At 56.7% G+C, this 17,456-nt stretch carries 15 protein-coding genes; 9 read left to right on the top strand and 6 right to left on the bottom strand.

Annotated features, from left to right (window positions below; genetic code table 11):
- The first annotated feature begins 51 nt into the window (after nucleotides 1-51).
- Complete coding sequence (gene ridA / locus EA20_RS0110125; RefSeq protein WP_024966714.1) at nucleotides 52-438, top strand: 2-iminobutanoate/2-iminopropanoate deaminase; 387 nt, start codon at nucleotides 52-54, stop codon at nucleotides 436-438.
- A 37-nt stretch (nucleotides 439-475) separates the two neighbouring features.
- Here the strand turns inward: ridA and EA20_RS0110120 are convergent, their stop codons facing one another.
- Entirely contained in the window at nucleotides 476-2,863 is a 2,388-nt protein-coding gene (locus EA20_RS0110120; protein ID WP_051516350.1) for a beta-N-acetylhexosaminidase, read from the bottom strand.
- 350 nt (nucleotides 2,864-3,213) lie between these two features.
- Here EA20_RS0110120 and treC point away from each other — a divergent pair, with 350 nt between their 5' ends.
- Nucleotides 3,214-4,875: an alpha,alpha-phosphotrehalase gene (gene treC / locus EA20_RS0110115; protein WP_024966712.1), complete on the top strand. Its 1,662-nt coding sequence runs from the start codon at nucleotides 3,214-3,216 to the stop codon at nucleotides 4,873-4,875.
- 133 nt (nucleotides 4,876-5,008) lie between these two features.
- On the opposite strand, the gene EA20_RS0110105 is transcribed toward treC, so the two are convergent.
- Complete coding sequence (locus EA20_RS0110105; protein ID WP_024966711.1) at nucleotides 5,009-7,582, bottom strand: DEAD/DEAH box helicase; 2,574 nt, start codon at nucleotides 7,580-7,582, stop codon at nucleotides 5,009-5,011.
- Nucleotides 7,583-7,982: 400 nt separating this feature from the next.
- On the opposite strand from EA20_RS0110105, the gene nrdD reads away from it, so the two are divergent.
- The gene (gene nrdD, locus EA20_RS0110100; protein WP_024966710.1) at nucleotides 7,983-10,121 is read left to right on the top strand and encodes an anaerobic ribonucleoside-triphosphate reductase; all 2,139 of its coding nucleotides are present in this window, start codon (nucleotides 7,983-7,985) and stop codon (nucleotides 10,119-10,121) included.
- Entirely contained in the window at nucleotides 10,118-10,585 is a 468-nt protein-coding gene (gene nrdG, locus EA20_RS0110095; RefSeq protein ID WP_024966709.1) for an anaerobic ribonucleoside-triphosphate reductase-activating protein, read from the top strand. Before nrdD ends, nrdG begins: the two co-directional genes overlap by 4 nt.
- A gap of 28 nt (nucleotides 10,586-10,613) precedes the next feature.
- Here the strand turns inward: nrdG and EA20_RS0110090 are convergent, their stop codons facing one another.
- On the bottom strand, nucleotides 10,614-11,249 hold the full coding sequence (locus tag EA20_RS0110090; RefSeq protein WP_024966708.1) for an NAD(P)H-binding protein: 636 nt from the start codon (nucleotides 11,247-11,249) through the stop codon (nucleotides 10,614-10,616).
- A 158-nt stretch (nucleotides 11,250-11,407) separates the two neighbouring features.
- On the opposite strand from EA20_RS0110090, the gene EA20_RS0110085 reads away from it, so the two are divergent.
- Nucleotides 11,408-11,926, top strand: coding sequence for a type 1 glutamine amidotransferase domain-containing protein (locus EA20_RS0110085; RefSeq protein WP_024966707.1), 519 nt, complete (start codon nucleotides 11,408-11,410; stop codon nucleotides 11,924-11,926).
- Nucleotides 11,927-12,071: 145 nt separating this feature from the next.
- Here EA20_RS0110085 and EA20_RS0110080 read toward each other — a convergent pair whose 3' ends face one another.
- A complete protein-coding gene (locus EA20_RS0110080; protein WP_024966706.1) occupies nucleotides 12,072-12,503 on the bottom strand; it encodes a YhbP family protein in 432 nt (143 codons plus the stop codon).
- Nucleotides 12,504-12,609: 106 nt separating this feature from the next.
- Between EA20_RS0110080 and EA20_RS0110075 the strand changes: the two genes are divergently transcribed.
- Nucleotides 12,610-12,939, top strand: a complete 330-nt coding sequence (locus tag EA20_RS0110075) for a GIY-YIG nuclease family protein (protein WP_024966705.1) — start codon at nucleotides 12,610-12,612, stop codon at nucleotides 12,937-12,939.
- On the opposite strand, the gene EA20_RS0110070 is transcribed toward EA20_RS0110075, so the two are convergent.
- Nucleotides 12,926-13,429, bottom strand: coding sequence for a GNAT family N-acetyltransferase (locus tag EA20_RS0110070; protein WP_024966704.1), 504 nt, complete (start codon nucleotides 13,427-13,429; stop codon nucleotides 12,926-12,928). The two genes, EA20_RS0110075 and EA20_RS0110070, sit on opposite strands and share 14 nt — an antisense overlap.
- The gene (locus EA20_RS0110065) at nucleotides 13,423-13,947 is read right to left on the bottom strand and encodes an SCP2 domain-containing protein (RefSeq protein WP_200868316.1); all 525 of its coding nucleotides are present in this window, start codon (nucleotides 13,945-13,947) and stop codon (nucleotides 13,423-13,425) included. Before EA20_RS0110065 ends, EA20_RS0110070 begins: the two co-directional genes overlap by 7 nt.
- 202 nt (nucleotides 13,948-14,149) lie before the next feature.
- Between EA20_RS0110065 and EA20_RS0110060 the strand changes: the two genes are divergently transcribed.
- From EA20_RS0110060 to EA20_RS0110050, 3 genes are all read left to right on the top strand, one after another.
- Nucleotides 14,150-15,145, top strand: a complete 996-nt coding sequence (locus EA20_RS0110060; RefSeq protein WP_024966702.1) for a peptidase U32 family protein — start codon at nucleotides 14,150-14,152, stop codon at nucleotides 15,143-15,145.
- A gap of 8 nt (nucleotides 15,146-15,153) precedes the next feature.
- Nucleotides 15,154-16,032, top strand: coding sequence for a U32 family peptidase (locus tag EA20_RS0110055; protein WP_024966701.1), 879 nt, complete (start codon nucleotides 15,154-15,156; stop codon nucleotides 16,030-16,032).
- 398 nt (nucleotides 16,033-16,430) lie between these two features.
- On the top strand, nucleotides 16,431-17,438 hold the full coding sequence (locus EA20_RS0110050) for an LLM class flavin-dependent oxidoreductase (RefSeq protein WP_024966700.1): 1,008 nt from the start codon (nucleotides 16,431-16,433) through the stop codon (nucleotides 17,436-17,438).
- Nucleotides 17,439-17,456 lie beyond the last annotated feature (18 nt).

Below are 17,456 nucleotides of genomic sequence, written 5' to 3'. Positions count from 1 at the left end.
AACCAACGGGTGCGGCAGCGCCCTGAACCGAACATTGTTCATGGAGAAATTATGACTCGTGAAATCAGTACTGAAAACGCCCCTGCCGCCATCGGACCTTACGTACAGGGCGTCGATCTCGGCAGCATGATTATCACCTCTGGTCAGATCCCGGTTAACCCAAAAACGGGCGCCGTCGCCGAAGACGTAACGGCACAGGCGCGTCAGTCGCTGGAGAATGTGAAGGCCATCGTCGAGGCTGCCGGCCTGCAGGTCGGCGATATCGTCAAAACGACCGTGTTCGTTAAAGATCTGAACGACTTCGCCACAGTTAACGCCGCGTATGAAGCGTTCTTTACCGAGCATAACGCCAGCTTCCCGGCGCGCTCCTGTGTGGAAGTGGCCCGTCTGCCGAAAGATGTGAAAATCGAAATCGAAGCGATCGCTGTCCGTCGCTGATGCCAGCGCCTCTCCCGCTGGCGGGAGAGGCGTTATGCTATTTTCCTGCCCTGAGCAGTTTCTCAACCGGATAGACCAGCGCGATCACCACCTCATCCTGCGTGGCCGCCGCGTTATCCAGTGTCTCCTGCATCGCTGCCTTTTGCTGAGCCTCAACGGCCTTATCCTGCTCCAGCGCATCGAGCAGCGTCAGCCCCATGGCGCTGACGGCGGCAAGCTGACGGGCGACCGGTTCCAGCGGCTTCAGCTGATAGTTCTGACTGAGCAGCGGCAGGACCGCCGGTACGTTCTGCTGCCACGCCGTCAGTTGATGACGCACCGCCTGCATCGCCTGCCGATCGCCAGGATTTTTTATCAGCGCGTCCAGCTGACGATCCAGCTCCCGCACTTTCTGACTTTCCGCAGGCAAAACATCCGCAAGGCGGTTTAGCGGCTCGCTCAAATCGTAATGCCCCGCCTGGAATTTCAGATGCTGTCGGGTGTAATACTGTGCCGGTTCCAGCGCTTCGGCCAGGATCTGTAACGGGAGAATATCGCTGCCGTTGGCCAGGCGTATCATCTGCCGCTGTGCCTGAGCGTGCTGCTGCAGGCCAACCGACACCGCTGACCAGCCGTCCACGGCAGCCAGGCGACGGTACATATTCTCTTCGCTGGTGACGTCCTTCGCTGACCAGAGGCGTTCTGCCACCACAAAGGCGCGCGGCCAGAGACGGGTATCAATAACCTGGGCATTGACGATCTCCGCCCAGAGCGCTGCCTCACCGCCCAGCAGATTCGCCTTCATCTGCTGCGCGTCCGGCACCTCAGGCTGAATACCTTCCGGGATGTTCTTCAGCTTGCTCCCCTGGACGGGATAGCGCACATTGCCCACCAGCATATAGCCGCTCAGGCTGTCGTTCAGGGTGACAACCGGTTTGAAAACGCCCATCCAGGTATCCACCTCAAACGTCACCCGGTCGGGCGATAACCAGTGCACATCGCGTACCATGCGCCGCGCTTTGCCAGCAAAATCAATAAACCCACGCCAGCGATCCTCATGCCGGATAAGCGTAAAGCTGCCTTTCACCTCACTGCCTTTCAGGCGCGGCATAGTGAATGACCAGCTTTGCGCCTCCTCGCCCGGCTGCAACCGATCCTGGCCTTCCAGACCCACCGGATAGACTTCATTGCGATAGTGATAGGACGCAGGCTGGGCCTGATCGAGGTAGAAACCGGCGGAAAGGATGCCACGATAATCATTCTTGCTGACTTCACCCAGCGCATCCTGGCCCTGCCATGACTGGATCAAAATGCTGCGCGGCAGATCGGGATGCGCAATTTCATCCCACCCGACCATTTTGCGCTGATGTTTTTCGAGGATTTTTTCCACGCGCTGGTTAAACCAGGCCTGCAGGGCATGCTCATCCTTCAGGCCGTTCTGCTGCATAAAGCGCTGGATGGTCGCTGAGTCCTTCCACTGAGTGGCATCGACTTCATCACCGCCGATATGTATCCAGGGATCGGGGAATATCGCTGCCACCTCGCCGATCAGCCTATCGATAAAGTCATACACTTTTTCATTGCTGGGATCGAGCAGCGGTTTGAACACCCCCCAGCCACGTTCAATCTGGAAAGGCCCCGGCGCGCTGATCAGCTCCGGCATCGCCGCCGCCAGCGCCGTTGCATGGCCAGGGAAATCGATCTCCGGTACGACACGCACGCCACGCTCCGCCGCATAACTCACGATCGCTTTCATCTCCTGCTGGGTATAAAAGAGGCCGTCGCTGCCCTTTTCCTGCAGCTGCGGAAAATGCTCAGAGGCGAAACGCCAGCCCTGATCGTCCGTCAGATGCCAGTGAAAGACGTTCATTCGTGCGGCGGCGATGCCATCGATCTGCCGGCGAATAGTTTCCAGCGGCATAAAATGCCGGGCTGAATCGATCAGGATCCCCCGCCAGGGGAAGCGCGGGCTGTCCTGAATCTCAACCCAGGGGATAACGCTATTTTGTGGCGTATTCTCAACCAGCTGTAACAATGTCTCCATACCGTGCAGCGCGCCAAAGCGGGTAGCGGCCTCCAGCCTGATACCCCCGGCAGAAACCTTCAGGTTGTAGCTTTCATCGCTGTCAGGCTGCGGCAGTGGATCGACCCGCTGTCTGATAATGATTTGCATCGTGGGCTTCGCCGGCGTCGTCGTCTGTGGCATCATTTCCCAGCCCGTTTGCAGTCCCACACGCTGACGCAGCCGGGATACCGCGTTATCCAGGTTGTCGCCCTCAACGCGTACCGAAAAAAGGTTATCCAGCACGAGCTTTCCCCCGCCGGCAGGCTGTTTCACCTGCTGAGGCCAGGGCATGAGCGGCAGGTTTCCTGCGGGTGCGGCAAAGGTGGCGAAAGTGGCAAGCAGTGAGGTTACGAGCAGCGTATAACGCAGAGGTCTGGGCACGAGGGCACTCTCCTGAAGGGATGCGGGGTAAAAAACGCACAAACCTTCATAAAACATAATTCGCGACACACATCAAGTAACACAAGGCAGGCCGCCGCCGGGAGCCGCGATTTTGTGATGGGCTTAACGCCGGATTATTCTCACTTTTTTCGGCTGCCTTCATTGGGCAGGGGTATACAGGAGAGGCCGTTACCGCAATTGTGTTACAGCCGGAAAAAAATTTTTACCCGTAGTACTGGCGCGACGGTTTCACCTTCTGAGTTAATAGCTAACCTTAGTAAGAGATTAAAAAAGCAAAGCATCTTCATAAGAACGGGCGGATCTTTTCACCCTGATAACGGGATTGAGCAATGAATAAAATTCCACCCTGGTGGCAAAACGGCGTGATTTACCAAATTTATCCCAAAAGCTTCCAGGATACGACGGGCAGCGGCATGGGCGATCTGGCAGGCGTGGTTCAGCGGCTGGACTATCTGAAGAAACTGGGCGTGGACGCTATCTGGCTGACGCCGTTCTATATTTCACCGCAGGTGGATAACGGCTACGACGTTGCCAACTATACCGCTATCGATCCTATTTTCGGTACCATGGCCGACTTCGATACGCTGGTTGAGGAGACTCACCGTCGCGGTATGCGCCTGATTCTGGACATGGTATTTAACCACAGCTCCACCCAGCATCACTGGTTCCATGAGGCGCTCGATCGGGAAAGCCCGTACCGTTCCTATTATATCTGGCGTGACGGCACGCCCACCGAGCCGCCTAATAACTGGCTTTCCAAGTTTGGCGGCAGCGCGTGGCGCTGGCATCCGGAAAGTGGCCAGTACTATATGCACCTCTGGGCGCCCGAGCAGGCTGAACTCAACTGGGAAAATGACAATCTGCGCGCCGAGCTGAAGCAGATTGTTAACTTCTGGGCGGATAAAGGCATTGATGGCCTGCGGCTGGACGTGGTGAATCTGGTGTCAAAACATCTGGATTTCCCGGATGATCCTAACGGAGACGGGCTTCGCTACTATACCGACGGTCCGCGCATTCACGAATATATGCAGGAGATGAGCCGTGACGTGTTCAAGCCGCGCGAGCTGATGACCGTGGGCGAAATGTCTTCCGCCACGCTGGAGCACTGCCAGCGCTATGGTGCATTGAGCGGTGAAGAGCTGTCGATGGTGTTCAGCTTCGATCACGTTGAGGTCGATTTTTACAACGGCCAGAAGTGGACGCTGACGCCGCTTGACCTGGTGGCGCAGAAGGCGATCTTCACCCACTGGCAGCAGGGGATGCACAACAAAGCGTGGAACGCGCTGTTCTGGTGTAACCACGATCAGCCGCGCGTGGTTTCCCGCTGGGGCGATGAAGGTCAGTATCGCGTTCAGTCGGCGAAAATGCTGGCGATGGTGCTGCACGGTATGCAGGGCACGCCCTATATTTTTCAGGGCGAAGAGCTGGGCATGACCAACCCGCACTTTACGCGCATCCTCGACTATCGCGATATTGAAAGCCATAACATGTATGCCGAGCTGCGCTCGCAGGGACGTGACAGCGATAACCTGCTGGCGATCCTTGCCAGTAAATCCCGCGATAACGGGCGTACGCCAATTCCGTGGAACGCGGGCGAAAACGGCGGATTTACCACCGGCACGCCCTGGATCGGGATGTGCGATAACATCGAAACCATCAATGCCGAAGCCGTAGTCGCCGATGAGCAGTCAGTATTTTACACCTATCAGAAACTGATCAGGTTGCGTAAAGAGTATGCGATTCTGACCTGGGGAGACTACCTGGACCTGCTGCCAGAGCATCCTTATCTCTGGTGCTACTGCCGCCGTATGGGGAATGAGACGCTGGTGGTCGCCACCAACTTCAGTGGTGATACACAGGTCTGGCATCCGCCGGCCTATAGCGGCCACTGGGAGGTGCTGATAAGCAACTATCCGGACACGCATGTAACACCGGGCGAAGTCATGCTGCGACCCTGGGAAGCCGTATGGTGGTATCAGAAGCGGGGCTGAACCGGGAAGCGGATGCCAGCGTCCTATCCTGACAGGGCGAGGCCGCTCAAACCGGGATCGGAAGGGCCAGAACCGCGTGCCAGACCGGATGCCAACACCCGATCCTGACACGGCGAAGTGACTTAAACGGGGATCAGACCGGCTCGAACAGTGCTGCAAGATCCTCACTGCTCAATATAGCGGGATCGCTCAGTCCCTCTTCGAGGATCCCGCCCGCCAGTTCCGCTTTCTGCTGCTGGAGGGAAACGATTTTCTCTTCAATCGTGCCTGCCGCAATCAGCTTGTAAACAAACACCGGCTTATCCTGACCCAGGCGCCAGGCGCGATCGCTCGCCTGGTTTTCTGCGGCCGGATTCCACCAGGGATCGTAGTGGATCACCGTATCCGCCGCCGTCAGGTTCAGACCGACACCGCCCGCTTTAAGGCTGATCAGAAATACCGGCACTTCACCTTCCTGAAAACGGCGCACCGGTTCGTTGCGATCCCGCGTGCTTCCCGTGAGCGTGACAAAGGGGATCCGGGCTTTCTGCAACTCTTCGGCTATCAGCGAAAGCATCGTCGTAAACTGTGAAAAGATCAGGATCCGGCGATCTTCCGCCAGCAGCTCGCTGAGCATTTCCCGCAGCAGCGCCAGCTTGGCCGAGTGCTTCACTTTTACCGCTTTATCCGTGCTGACCAGCCGTGGATCGCAGCAGATCTGCCTCAGCTTCAGCAGCGCATCCAGCACCAGCAGATGGCTGCGTCCGGCGCCCTGCTGCTCGATCGCCAGACGGACGCGATCCTGCATGGCGCTGCGGACCGATTCATACAGCTCATGCTGCGAGCCTTCCAGCGCTACCGAGCGGATAATGGTATTTTTCGGCGGCAGTTCTTTTGCCACCTCCATCTTCCGGCGCCGCAGCATAAAGGGCCTGACGCGTCGGGCCAGCAGTTCACGCCGGACCCGATCGCCGTTGCGCTCAATCGGGATCCGCCACGCCTGGGTAAACGCTTTTTCACTGCCCAGAAAGCCCGGCAGCAGAAAATCAAACTGCGACCAGAGTTCACCCAGGTGGTTTTCCAGCGGCGTGCCGGTCAGGCAGAGACGATGGCGGGACTTCAGCGTACGGATGACGGAGGCTGCCCGCGAGGCGCTGTTTTTGACATACTGCGCTTCATCAAGGATAAGCAGGTGATAGCTGAAGCTGAGCAGCTGCGGCTGATCGCGCCAGAGCAGTGAGTAGGTCGTCAGCACAATGTCATAGTGCCCGATGCTGTCATAGAACGCCTTACGCCCAGATCCGGTCAGCGCAAGTACCTTAAGCCCAGGCGCAAAGCGGCTGGCTTCCTGCATCCAGTTATAGACCAGCGTCGTCGGCACCACGATAAGCGCGGGGCGGTCGAGCCGTCCGGCCTCTTTTTCCAGCAGCAGGTGCGCCAGCGTCTGAATGGTTTTGCCCAGCCCCATATCATCAGCCAGTATGCCGGAGAGATCGTGCGCACGCAGGAACTGCATCCAGTTCACCCCCTGCTGCTGATAATCACGCAGCCGGGCATGTAACCCTTCCGGTGGCGCAACAGGCAGAATACCTTCGCTTGAGCGCAGCCGTTCAGCCAGCGCATAAACGCCGCTTTCACCATAAAACTGCCAGCGTCCGGTATCGCTCAGCGCCGTCAGCCTGCCCGCTTCGAACGGCGGCAGCCGCAGCGGTGCGTCACTCTCCTGCGTAAAGAGATCGATCAGATTACCCAAGACGGGCTTGAGCGTACCGGCATTAATATGCAGCCGCTCGTTGCGATCGCTGCGCAGCTCAATCACTTCCTCGTCAGGGATAAGGGAGAGATCGCCAGCGAACCAGCGGCGATCCTGCTGAAACAGCGAGGTTAGCAACGGCTGCAGATTCTGCTGTCTGCGACCCACCTTCGCCTCCAGCGTCAGCCTGAACCAGCCATCCTGATCCTGTTCCGCCCGGCCATGTATCGTCCTGATATCGGTAACGTTCCAGGTGAAATCCTCGTCCATGCTGACCTGCCAGCCCTGCCTGCGTAGCGCAGGCAGCGTGGTACGGATCACCTCCCGCCAGAAGGCGGGCGTTTCCGGTGCGAATATCAGGGGCGGCAGCGGCGCGGATGCAGGCGTGTAGATATGCGCAGCGGGGATCGTGCGCAGGCCGGCCGCATTTATCTCTGCCAGCCACTGCTGCTCGCGTTCCAGCTGGCGATCGACATGAAACAAACGCCCTTCGCGATCGGCAAAGCGATTACCGCTACTGCCTGCGGCAACGCTGACGCCCGCATAGTCAAAACTGAGGGCAGCAAAGTCCAGCCGCTTCTGTCGGTGACCATAACGGCCAAACCCGCTGATGAATTTTGCGCGGGACTCCAGCCGGAGTACCGGAACGGGGGCCACGCTGATGCTGCCTGCGGCCATATCCACCTTACCGGCCTGTGGGCGGTGCAGCCACGCCAGCATCACCGCCGCCACGTGGCGACAGTTATTTTTCACCGGGCAGGTACATTCACCGCTGGCATGCAGCTGCCCCTGAGGCTGGCTGAAATGGACGATCACCTGAAAAGGTTCGATTTTCCTTCCGGGGACTTCACCGGTCAGCAGGTTATTTTCCCAGTGAATATTCTGCGCTTTTTCCACCAGGCCTTTCGCTCTGGCGACGGTGCGCGCACCGATCCATCGGCTTACCTGTTTTTCATTGTATGTCACAGAAGGCATCAGAGAGTGTCCCGGAACCTGAGCAACCGCGTGTTTGCTCTGCATAACAGGCAATAATATGAATTCCTCCACCTGTTATGCAACCGTGTTAAGCCTTGCGGTGCGCAAATTTTCCGGAAAGGCACGGTTATTCTCCGGGCATCATCACCTCAGGAAGCGGCAAAATGCTTGCTGGCAGGATCCCTCATTTCCTCCCGCTTCACGCTTTGTACCCCCTGTTCATTTCTCTTCCCGTTTTGCCAACAATCGAGGCTAACGCAACTGATTAACTTTGCTGCGTCCTTTTTTAATCTTTGTTTCAGGTCAATAAAGTGGCAGTTAAAAAAGGCGAAAACACTATATATAGCGTTTACTATGCCTGTCAAAACCTACATATAGTTACTTAGCGCGAGGGAAGGTCATGGTTTCCAGGGTAATAAAACGGGATGGCTGCAAGGTCGCTTTTGATGAAGCACGCATTCACGACGCCGTGCGCGGCGCGGCGCGGGCAGCGGGCATTGATGATGGCCCATACTGCAGTCGCGTTACCCGTGAGATTTGTCAGCAGCTTCAGCCGCAGGAAAGCGTGGATATCAGTGATATTCAGAAAGCGGTTGAAAATCACCTGATGGCAGGCCCTTATCCCGAACTGGCCCGTACCTATATTGAATACCGTCACGACAGAGATATTGCCCGCGAACTGCGTGGCAATCTGAATAAGGCGATTCGCGGTCTGGTCGAGCAGAGTAACCCGGCATTACTGAATGAAAACGCCAATAAGGACAGTAAAGTGATCCCTACCCAGCGCGACCTGCTGGCGGGGATCGTGGCGAAACATTACGCCACGCAGCATATCCTTCCGCGCGACGTGGTGCAGGCGCACGAGCGGGGTGAGATCCACTATCACGATCTCGACTATTCCCCTTTCTTTCCGATGTTCAACTGTATGCTGATCGACCTGAAAGGCATGCTGACCCACGGATTTAAAATGGGCAATGCGGAGATCGAACCGCCAAAATCGATCTCCACGGCCACCGCCGTCACCGCGCAGATTATTGCGCAGGTAGCCAGCCACATCTACGGCGGCACCACCATCAATCGTATTGATGAAGTGCTGGCGCCTTTCGTTGAGGCCAGCTTGCAGAAGCATCGCGTCATTGCCGAAGAGTGGCAGATCCCCGATCCCGACGCCTATGCTCATACCCGCACGGAGAAAGAGTGTTACGACGCCTTCCAGTCGCTTGAATATGAAGTGAACACGCTCCATACCGCTAACGGCCAGACGCCGTTTGTGACTTTCGGCTTTGGTCTTGGTACCTGCTGGGCGGCGCGGCTGGTTCAGCAATCCATCCTGCGCAACCGCATCGCCGGCTTAGGCAAAAATCATAAAACGGCGGTCTTCCCCAAGCTGGTGTTCGCCATTAAAGCGGGTCTCAACCGTGCACCGTCCGATCCGAATTATGACATTAAGCAGCTGGCGCTGGAGTGCGCCAGCAAGCGCATGTATCCCGACATCCTTAACTATGAACAGGTGGTGAAAGTCACCGGCTCGTTTAAAACGCCGATGGGCTGCCGGAGCTTTCTCAATGCCTGGGAAGAAAATGGCGAGCTGGTGCATGAAGGTCGCAACAATATTGGCGTCATCAGCCTGAACCTGCCAAGAATTGCGCTGGAAACAGCAGGCGATGAGGCCGCTTTCTGGGCGCTGCTGGATCGCCGTCTGCTGCTGGCGAAAAAGGCGCTGATGACCCGTATCGCGCGGCTGGAGAACGTTAAAGCCCGCGTCGCGCCAATACTTTATATGGAAGGTGCCTGCGGCGTTCGCCTTAATGCCGATGATAACGTGGCGGAGATTTTCAAAAACGGGCGCGCTTCCATTTCGCTGGGTTATATCGGCCTGCATGAAACCATTAACGCACTCTATGGCAGCCAGACGCATCTTTATGATGATGCCGCGCTGCGTGAAAAAGCCGTGGCTATCGTCAGCCGCCTGCGCGAGGCCGTCGACAGCTGGAAAGAGGAGACCGGCTACGGTTTCAGCCTTTACAGTACGCCAAGCGAAAATCTTTGCGACCGTTTCTGCCGTCTGGACGCCGCCGAGTTTGGCGTGGTGCCTGGGGTTACCGATAAAGGCTACTACACCAACAGCTTCCACCTGGACGTGGAGAAGAAGGTAAATCCCTACGATAAAATCGACTTTGAGGCGGCCTATCCGCCGATCGCCAGTGGCGGTTTTATTTGCTACGGCGAATACCCCAATATCCAGCACAACCTGAAGGCGCTGGAGGATGTCTGGGACTACAGCTACAGCCGCATTCCCTACTACGGCACCAATACGCCTATCGACGAATGCTACGAGTGCGGCTTCAGCGGTGAGTTTGAATGCACCAGCAAAGGCTTTACCTGCCCGAAATGCGGCAACCATGACGCTGCCCGCGTATCGGTAACCCGGCGGGTTTGCGGCTATCTGGGCAGCCCGGATGCGCGCCCTTTCAACGCAGGCAAGCAGGAAGAAGTGAAGCGCCGCGTCAAACACATGGCAACGGGCCAGCTGGGATGAATATTCATCAATACTACCCGGTCGATATTGTCAACGGGCCGGGTACCCGCTGTACGCTGTTTGTGGCGGGCTGTGAGCATCAGTGCGAAGGCTGCTACAACAAAAGTACCTGGCGGCTCAATTCCGGTACGCCGTTCACAATCGAGCATGAGGAGCAGCTGATCGCCGATCTCACCGACAGCCGTATTCCGCGCCAGGGGCTGTCGCTGACGGGCGGCGATCCTCTTCACCCAGCCAATGTGGCGGACATTCTCAGGCTGGTGAAGCGCGTCCGCCGGACATGCCCGGAAAAGGATATCTGGATGTGGACGGGCTACCGGCTGGCTGAGCTCACCTCAGCCCAGCGGCAAGTGACGGAGCTGTTAGACGTGCTCATTGACGGCAAATTTATTCAGGCACTGAAAGATCCTGCGCTGCTCTGGCGTGGCAGCAGCAATCAGGTGATCCATTATCTGCGAAAATAGGGAGCAAATGTTCCCGGTAACCGGTTAGTCATGCGTTTTCCTGCGGGATATCGCCCGATTCGATGATTTTCAGGCTCTGCCCACCGGGTGAAAAGGCTTCCCGCATCATGACTGCCGCTACATCAGCGGCCTGCACGGCACGCCAGTTGCCCGGCAGGATCTTAAAGATCGGGGCCATAAAGGATTCCCCGCTGCGCTTGCTTTCGCGATCGCCCAGCAGCAGCGAGGGCCTGACCAGCGTCAGGCGCGGCCAATGCTCCTGCATCAGCGCATTTTCCATCTCGCCTTTGACCCGGTTATAGAAAAAGGGCGAACGCCTGTTAGCGCCGTGGGCGCTGACCACCAGCAGATGTTTCGCGCCCAGCCGCTGACCCGTTATCGCCGTATCCACGACCAGCGTATAGTCCACATGAATAAAAGCCTCCTTCGTGCCCGCTTCACGGCGCGTACTTCCCAGACAGCAGAAGACCATATCAACCGGCGTTTTCAGCGGGCCAAGTGAGTCCGTCAGATCGGCTTCGACAAGGTTGATGACTTTTTTCATTTCCGGCAGCCTGCGTCGCGTCGGCGCAATAATTTCGCTGACTTTCGGCTCATCGATCAGTTTTCGCAGCAGATGGCGCCCCACCAGACCGGTAGCGCCCGTTATCAGAACCCGGCTCATAATTTCTCTCCTTTTCAATCAGTTTAGCTGCTTCCGCCAAAGCAGAGAAAGGATTAGGCGTTTCCGCAATCTGCAGTCTGAATATCCTTCCTGGCTTGATTTTTCAGAATGACCAACCACACTTAGCGATACTGCACAACATTTTAACCGGAGGAAAAATGAAGAAGATTGCGGTTCTGATTACGGACGAATTTGAAGATTCAGAATTTACCTCTCCTGCCGATGCCTTTACCAAAGCGGGCCATCAGGTTGTCACCATTGATAAAAAAGCTGGCGTTACCGTTACCGGCAAACAGGGGAAGGCGACGGTCAAGATTGATAAAGATATTGATCACGTCAGGGCGGATGAGTTTGATGCCCTGCTGCTGCCGGGCGGCCATTCGCCGGACAGCCTGCGCGGTGACGATCGCTTTGTTAACTTCACCAAGGAGTTTGTCGCGCTGGGCCGGCCTGTGTTTGCCATCTGCCACGGCCCTCAGTTGCTGATCAGCGCTAACGCCGTTCGCGGGCGTAAGATGACGTCGGTTAAGGCCATCGCCATCGATCTGAAAAATGCCGGCGCGGATTTTTATGATAAAGAAGTCGTGGTTGATAACGACAAACTGGTGACCAGCCGCACGCCTGACGATCTTCCCGCGTTTAACCGGGAATCATTACGTATTCTGGAAACGGCATAAGCCTCACTGAGCCGGGTTCGCCCGGCTTTGTTCTCTTTATATCACTGCCCTGCTCACGCTTCGCGCCTCCCCGCTCAGCCTGCATTCTCTATCAGACTCACTGAATCCGTATCTGGCGCGTCAGGCAGATGTTCTGCCCCAATCCTCAGTGTTCCCGTATCCAGCTCAGTTTTTTGCCAAAGCCCAGCGCGTTATTGGTCATTTTCAGTTCATCCAGCCTGATTTCCCAGACTGGCGCGGAAACCCGGGCCGCGACGGGAAAACGACGGATATAATAGTGGCGCGCACGCGCTTCGTCCTCGCCTTCCAGCAAGGCGATCCGTCCGGCATACTGAACGCCTTTAATGAGCATAACGGATTTAGGTTGTCCGTTGATGGTACCAGCCACCTGCGGAGCGGCGGTCATCTGCTGACCGTGCCGGGTCTCTTGTTCGGTCATGATCCAGAAGGCGACCCGTTCGCGATCGAACACATAAAAACAGTTGGCGCACCACACAGGATCGCCGCAACAAAGGGAAAGAACGTGCTGTTTCTTGAGATAGCGACTGATAGCGTCAAGCGAACTGGAATCGGACATACTGACCTCGCGAATAAACCGCCACTTTGCCACAGGCCTGGGGCTTTTTACCAGCCGCAGGCGCTGATACCGTTGCGACATATCCGCTATTGAGGGGCCAGATGTAATGAGCAGACTTGAGAAAATCGTAACGGAAAGCAGCGAAAGCACCCTGTGGCGACTTTATATTGTGCGCACCGCCAGCGGCGTGCTTTACACCGGTATTACCAATAATGTGGCCAGGCGTTTTTTACAGCATCAGAGCGGAAAAGGGGCAAAAGCGCTACGGGGGAAAGGCCCGCTTGAACTGATATTTCACTGTGAGGCGGGAGACCGCGCCAGCGCGTCGAGGCTTGAATATCGGGTCAAGCAGCTGAAACGGCAGGATAAGCTCAGGCTGGTGACCCACCAGCCTGCTTCCCTCAGCGCATGGCTTGAGGCGCTTAAAAACGGGTAAAGGGGGCGGCGTACTCGATCTGGCCTTCAATCTGATCAAAAGCCCCATCGGAGAGCTTATAGACCTGAAACGCCGCTTCGGTGCCCGGCCAGCGGCAACGCAGCTGGTGGCGTGCAGCTGGCTCAAAGCCAAGGCGACCGTAATATGCAGGATCGCCCATCACTACCACGGCGGCGTAACCGAACTCATTCAGCGTATCCAGCCCCTCATAGATCAGCTGTTTTCCCAGCCCCTGACGCCGTACGCTTGCATCGACCACCAGCGGTGCCAGTCCAACCCACTGACGATCTTCACCGTTCAGCGTCACCGGACTGAACGCAGCATAGCCCAGCACCTGACCTTCATCATCTGTCGCCACCACGCCCAGCGTCAGCAGCCCGTCTTCACGCAGTTGCTGAACCAGCTCCGCTTCCGCAGAGGTTTCAAAGCTCCGGCGTAACAGCATGTCGATGCTGGCCGCATCCACCCCGATTTCAGTACGAATTAACATGATGCACCTGCGCGATCCGCGGGGGTCGCGTCCTCAGTCAGTCCTCTCTCTACCAGCTCAGCCAGTTGCATTATCCCAAAGCGCAACGGTGCCGGCATGTGTTCAGGTTCAATGGCATCCATCAGGTTTTTCACCTCCAGCCCCAGTTCAGTATCTCCTTCAATCACCAGACGTCGCTGGAAGAAGAGCGTATCCGGGTCCTGTTTGCGGGCGGCCACGAGCACCAGATCGTTTGCGTCTCCGCGAAACCAGACGTCCGCCTCATCCCGCTCTTCCACGCGCAGCACGCCCTGCTCAAGCGTTGTCGTCCAGCGCAGCCCCAAATCGCGGATTTCAATGCCCAGCCAGCGCCCTTCAAGAAAGTCTAACTCACCTTCGGCAAGAGCATGATGAAATTGCCAGCCCAGCAGCTGCTGAAGAAGCTTTTTTTTCAGCACAAAGGGGGCAAATCGTAGCGGAAAGCGCAAATATTGCGGTCCTTTGCGGACAAGTTGCGCACGTAACTGGTTTAACACCATTTTCACTCCTTACGAATAAATTTCAGCTATTTTGCCACACTGACAAATCCCATCTGGCGGCTGGATCAACAAAACGTGCAACTTATGGCGTGATGACCCCGAATCCGTTTCTCATCAATACGCCATTAGCTGCCTTAAATCAAAAATTGTCCTCGCCAGGCTGTCTAGACTTAACGGTTCTTATGTTTCCAGGAATGCGTTTATGGAACTGCTTTGCCCCGCCGGTAATCTGCCTGCGCTGAAGGCGGCGATTGAAAATGGCGCCGACGCCGTCTATATCGGTCTGAAAGATGACACCAACGCCCGTCATTTTGCGGGCCTGAATTTCACCGAAAAACGTCTCCAGGAGGCGGCCCGTTACGTGCATCAGCATAGACGTAAACTGCATGTTGCGATCAATACTTTTGCTCATCCGGATGGCTACGAGCGCTGGCAGAGAGCGATCGACTTAGCTGCCAATGCTGGCGCGGACGCGCTGATACTGGCCGATATCGCCATGCTGGAATACGCCACAGAGCGTTATCCCCACATTGAACGACACGTCTCTGTCCAGGCCTCCGCGACCAATGCGGAAGCCGTTAATTTTTACCAGCGTTACTTTGACGTGTCCCGCGTGGTATTGCCTCGCGTGCTGTCGATGCATCAGGTGCGCCAGCTCTCCCGCACCACCACCGTACCGCTGGAGGTCTTTGCCTTCGGCAGCCTGTGCATTATGGCTGAAGGACGCTGTTATCTCTCTTCTTACCTGACCGGTGAGTCTCCCAATACGGTGGGTGCCTGCTCGCCTGCCCGTTACGTCCGCTGGCAACAAACCCCACAGGGGCTGGAGTCGAGGTTGAATGAGGTGCTGATTGACCGCTACGAGGCCAATGAGAACGCCGGCTATCCGACGCTCTGTAAGGGCCGCTATAAGGTGGATGCCGGCCGCTATCATGCGCTGGAGGAGCCGACCAGCCTGAACACGCTCGCGCTGTTACCCGAACTACTGGGTGCCAATATCGCCTCGGTAAAAATTGAGGGGCGTCAGCGCAGCCCGGCTTATGTTGAGCAGGTTGCCCGCATCTGGCGTCAGGCTATCGATCGCTGTAAAGCGGATCCTGAGCTTTTTGCCGTCCAGCAAAACTGGATGACCGCGCTCAGTGCATTAAGTGAGGGCACGCAAACCACTCTGGGCGCGTATCATCGTCAATGGCAGTAGGATATCCCATGAAATATGCAGTCGGCCCGGTATTATGGTACTGGCCAAAAGAAACGTTACAGGAATTTTATCAGGCGGCAGCAGAAAGCGACGCGGAGATCGTCTATCTGGGCGAAGCCGTCTGCAGCAAACGTCGCGCAACGAAAGTTGCAGACTGGCTGGCGATGGCGAAAACGCTGGCGGCATCCGGTAAGCAGGTGGTGCTCACTACGCTGGCGCTGGTGCAATCCGGCTCCGAACTGGTTGAACTGAAACGCTACGTCGATAACGGTGAGTTTCTGATCGAAGCGAACGATATGGGCACGGTAAATATGGCGGCGGAAGCTGGCCTGCCCTTTGTGGCGGGCCACGCGCTTAACTGTTACAACGCCGTCACGCTGCGCCTGCTGCTGAAAATGGGTATGGTGCGCTGGTGCATGCCTGTTGAGCTGTCGCGTGACTGGCTGAAAAACCTGCTGACGCAGTGTGAAACATTGGGCATTCGCCATCAGTTCGAGGTTGAAGTGCTGGGCTATGGCCATCTGCCGCTTGCCTGGTCCGCCCGTTGCTTTACGGCCAGAGCTGAAAACCGGGGTAAGGATGACTGCCAGACCTGCTGTATTAACTGGCCGCAGGGCCGTGTGCTGCGGTCGCAGGAAGATCAGCAGGTATTCGTGCTGAACGGCATTCAGACAATGAGCGGCTACTGCTATAACCTTGGCAACGATCTGATCTCAATGCAGGGACTGGTGGATATCGTCCGGCTGTCGCCAGACAGTCAGGAAACGCTGGCGATGATTGGCCGCTTTCGCGCCAACGAAGCCGGTAAACATCCATTATCCGTGAGCTCACAGCAGCACTGCAACGGCTACTGGCGTCAGGTCGCCGGACTGGAGCTGGTCAGCTAACACGCGGCGTCCGTTATATTTTCTCACCTGTATGCGGAGAGATAACCCCATGCCAGGGACGGTACGGACGGGGTGTTCAACGGCGTACGCGGTTGATGACGTGATATTCTTACCTCAGACCCATGCTCAGGGCGCATTTGTCAAAACCATCCCCGTTTGACTCTTCATAATGATGCGCAATACTGGTCTCTCTGCCTTCTGCATTTGTCAGTAAAGGTACGCATGCCGGGCCTTCCCGCATGAAAAGTGCTGCAAACTGCCAATTACTCTGGCGCAAGATCCTTTAGTCTGTGGGTATTGGTGCGCTAACCTTAATGGTTTGCTTGCAGACGGGTTCTGCTGCATCTGCACGTCTGTAAGTGAACGTTAGCTTCCGCCCTTCAAATAAGTGAGCGAGTATGTCTGATAAAAAATTGGTACCACTGTCGGTTCTCGATCTGGCCCCCATCCCGCAGAACGCCACCGCGCGCGACGCTTTTCACGCCTCACTGGCACTGGCGCAGCAGTCTGAAAAGCTGGGTTATAACCGTTACTGGCTGGCTGAACATCATAATATGACCGGGATTGCCAGCGCCGCCACCTCGGTTTTGATCGGTTATCTTGCCGCGAATACCCAGACGCTGCGTCTGGGCGCCGGTGGTGTGATGCTGCCTAACCACGCGCCGCTGGTGATTGCCGAGCAGTTCGGCACGCTGGAATCCCTCTATCCCGGCCGCATTGATCTGGGCCTGGGCCGTGCGCCTGGTTCCGATCAACGGACGATGATGGCACTGCGCCGCCATATGGGCGGGCATATTGATAATTTCCCCGCCGATGTCGAAGAGATGCTGCACTGGTTTGACGCAGCGGAAACTGACCGGCCTGCGGTACAGCCGGTGCCTGGCCTGGGCCTGAAGATTCCGGTCTGGCTGCTCGGTTCCAGCCTCTACAGCGCCCAGCTGGCCGCCCGGCTCGGTCTGCCGTTTGCTTTCGCTTCGCACTTCGCCCCGGATATGTTGCTTCAGGCACTCCATCTCTACCGCGAGAACTTCAAGCCCTCGGCGCGTCTGGAGAAACCTCATGCCATGGTCTGCATTAACGTCGTAGCGGCTGACAGCGAGCGCGATGCACGCTTCCTGTTTACCTCCATGCAGCAGCAGTTTATTAATCTGCGTCGCGGCATGCCAGGCCCGCTGCCAGCACCTGTTGAGAATATGGATAATCTGTGGTCGCCATCCGAACAGTATGGCGTACAGCAGGCGCTGAGCATGTCTGTCGTTGGCGATAAAGAGATGGTCCGCAGCGGACTTGCGACGTTGATCAGGGAAACACAGGCGGATGAAATCATGGTAAATGGCCAGATCTTTGATACAGCGGCGCGCCTGCGCTCCTTTGCTCTGGCGATGGAAGCGCACAACGCGCTTTAATTCGCTTGCCGACAGCAG

It is taken from the genome of Pantoea sp. IMH, assembly GCF_000599885.1.
Classification (GTDB): Bacteria; Pseudomonadota; Gammaproteobacteria; order Enterobacterales; family Enterobacteriaceae; genus Erwinia.
Note: the sequence above shows the minus strand (reverse complement) of the source record. Positions and strands in the feature narration are given on the sequence as shown.

Bases quoted from the DNA above. Each gene is read 5' to 3' on its own strand.
- EA20_RS0110075 (WP_024966705.1), top strand. From the start codon at position 12,610: ATGAGCAGACTTGAGAAAATCGTAACGGAAAGCAGCGAAAGCACCCTG.
- nrdD (WP_024966710.1), top strand. From the start codon at position 7,983: ATGGTTTCCAGGGTAATAAAACGGGATGGCTGCAAGGTCGCTTTTGAT.
- EA20_RS0110055 (WP_024966701.1), top strand. From the start codon at position 15,154: ATGAAATATGCAGTCGGCCCGGTATTATGGTACTGGCCAAAAGAAACG.
- EA20_RS0110050 (WP_024966700.1), top strand. From the start codon at position 16,431: ATGTCTGATAAAAAATTGGTACCACTGTCGGTTCTCGATCTGGCCCCC.
- treC (WP_024966712.1), top strand. From the start codon at position 3,214: ATGAATAAAATTCCACCCTGGTGGCAAAACGGCGTGATTTACCAAATT.
- EA20_RS0110060 (WP_024966702.1), top strand. From the start codon at position 14,150: ATGGAACTGCTTTGCCCCGCCGGTAATCTGCCTGCGCTGAAGGCGGCG.
- EA20_RS0110070 (WP_024966704.1), bottom strand. From the start codon at position 13,429: ATGTTAATTCGTACTGAAATCGGGGTGGATGCGGCCAGCATCGACATG.
- ridA (WP_024966714.1), top strand. From the start codon at position 52: ATGACTCGTGAAATCAGTACTGAAAACGCCCCTGCCGCCATCGGACCT.
- EA20_RS0110105 (WP_024966711.1), bottom strand. From the start codon at position 7,582: ATGCCTTCTGTGACATACAATGAAAAACAGGTAAGCCGATGGATCGGT.
- EA20_RS0110090 (WP_024966708.1), bottom strand. From the start codon at position 11,249: ATGAGCCGGGTTCTGATAACGGGCGCTACCGGTCTGGTGGGGCGCCAT.
- nrdG (WP_024966709.1), top strand. From the start codon at position 10,118: ATGAATATTCATCAATACTACCCGGTCGATATTGTCAACGGGCCGGGT.
- EA20_RS0110065 (WP_200868316.1), bottom strand. From the start codon at position 13,947: ATGGTGTTAAACCAGTTACGTGCGCAACTTGTCCGCAAAGGACCGCAA.
- EA20_RS0110080 (WP_024966706.1), bottom strand. From the start codon at position 12,503: ATGTCCGATTCCAGTTCGCTTGACGCTATCAGTCGCTATCTCAAGAAA.
- EA20_RS0110085 (WP_024966707.1), top strand. From the start codon at position 11,408: ATGAAGAAGATTGCGGTTCTGATTACGGACGAATTTGAAGATTCAGAA.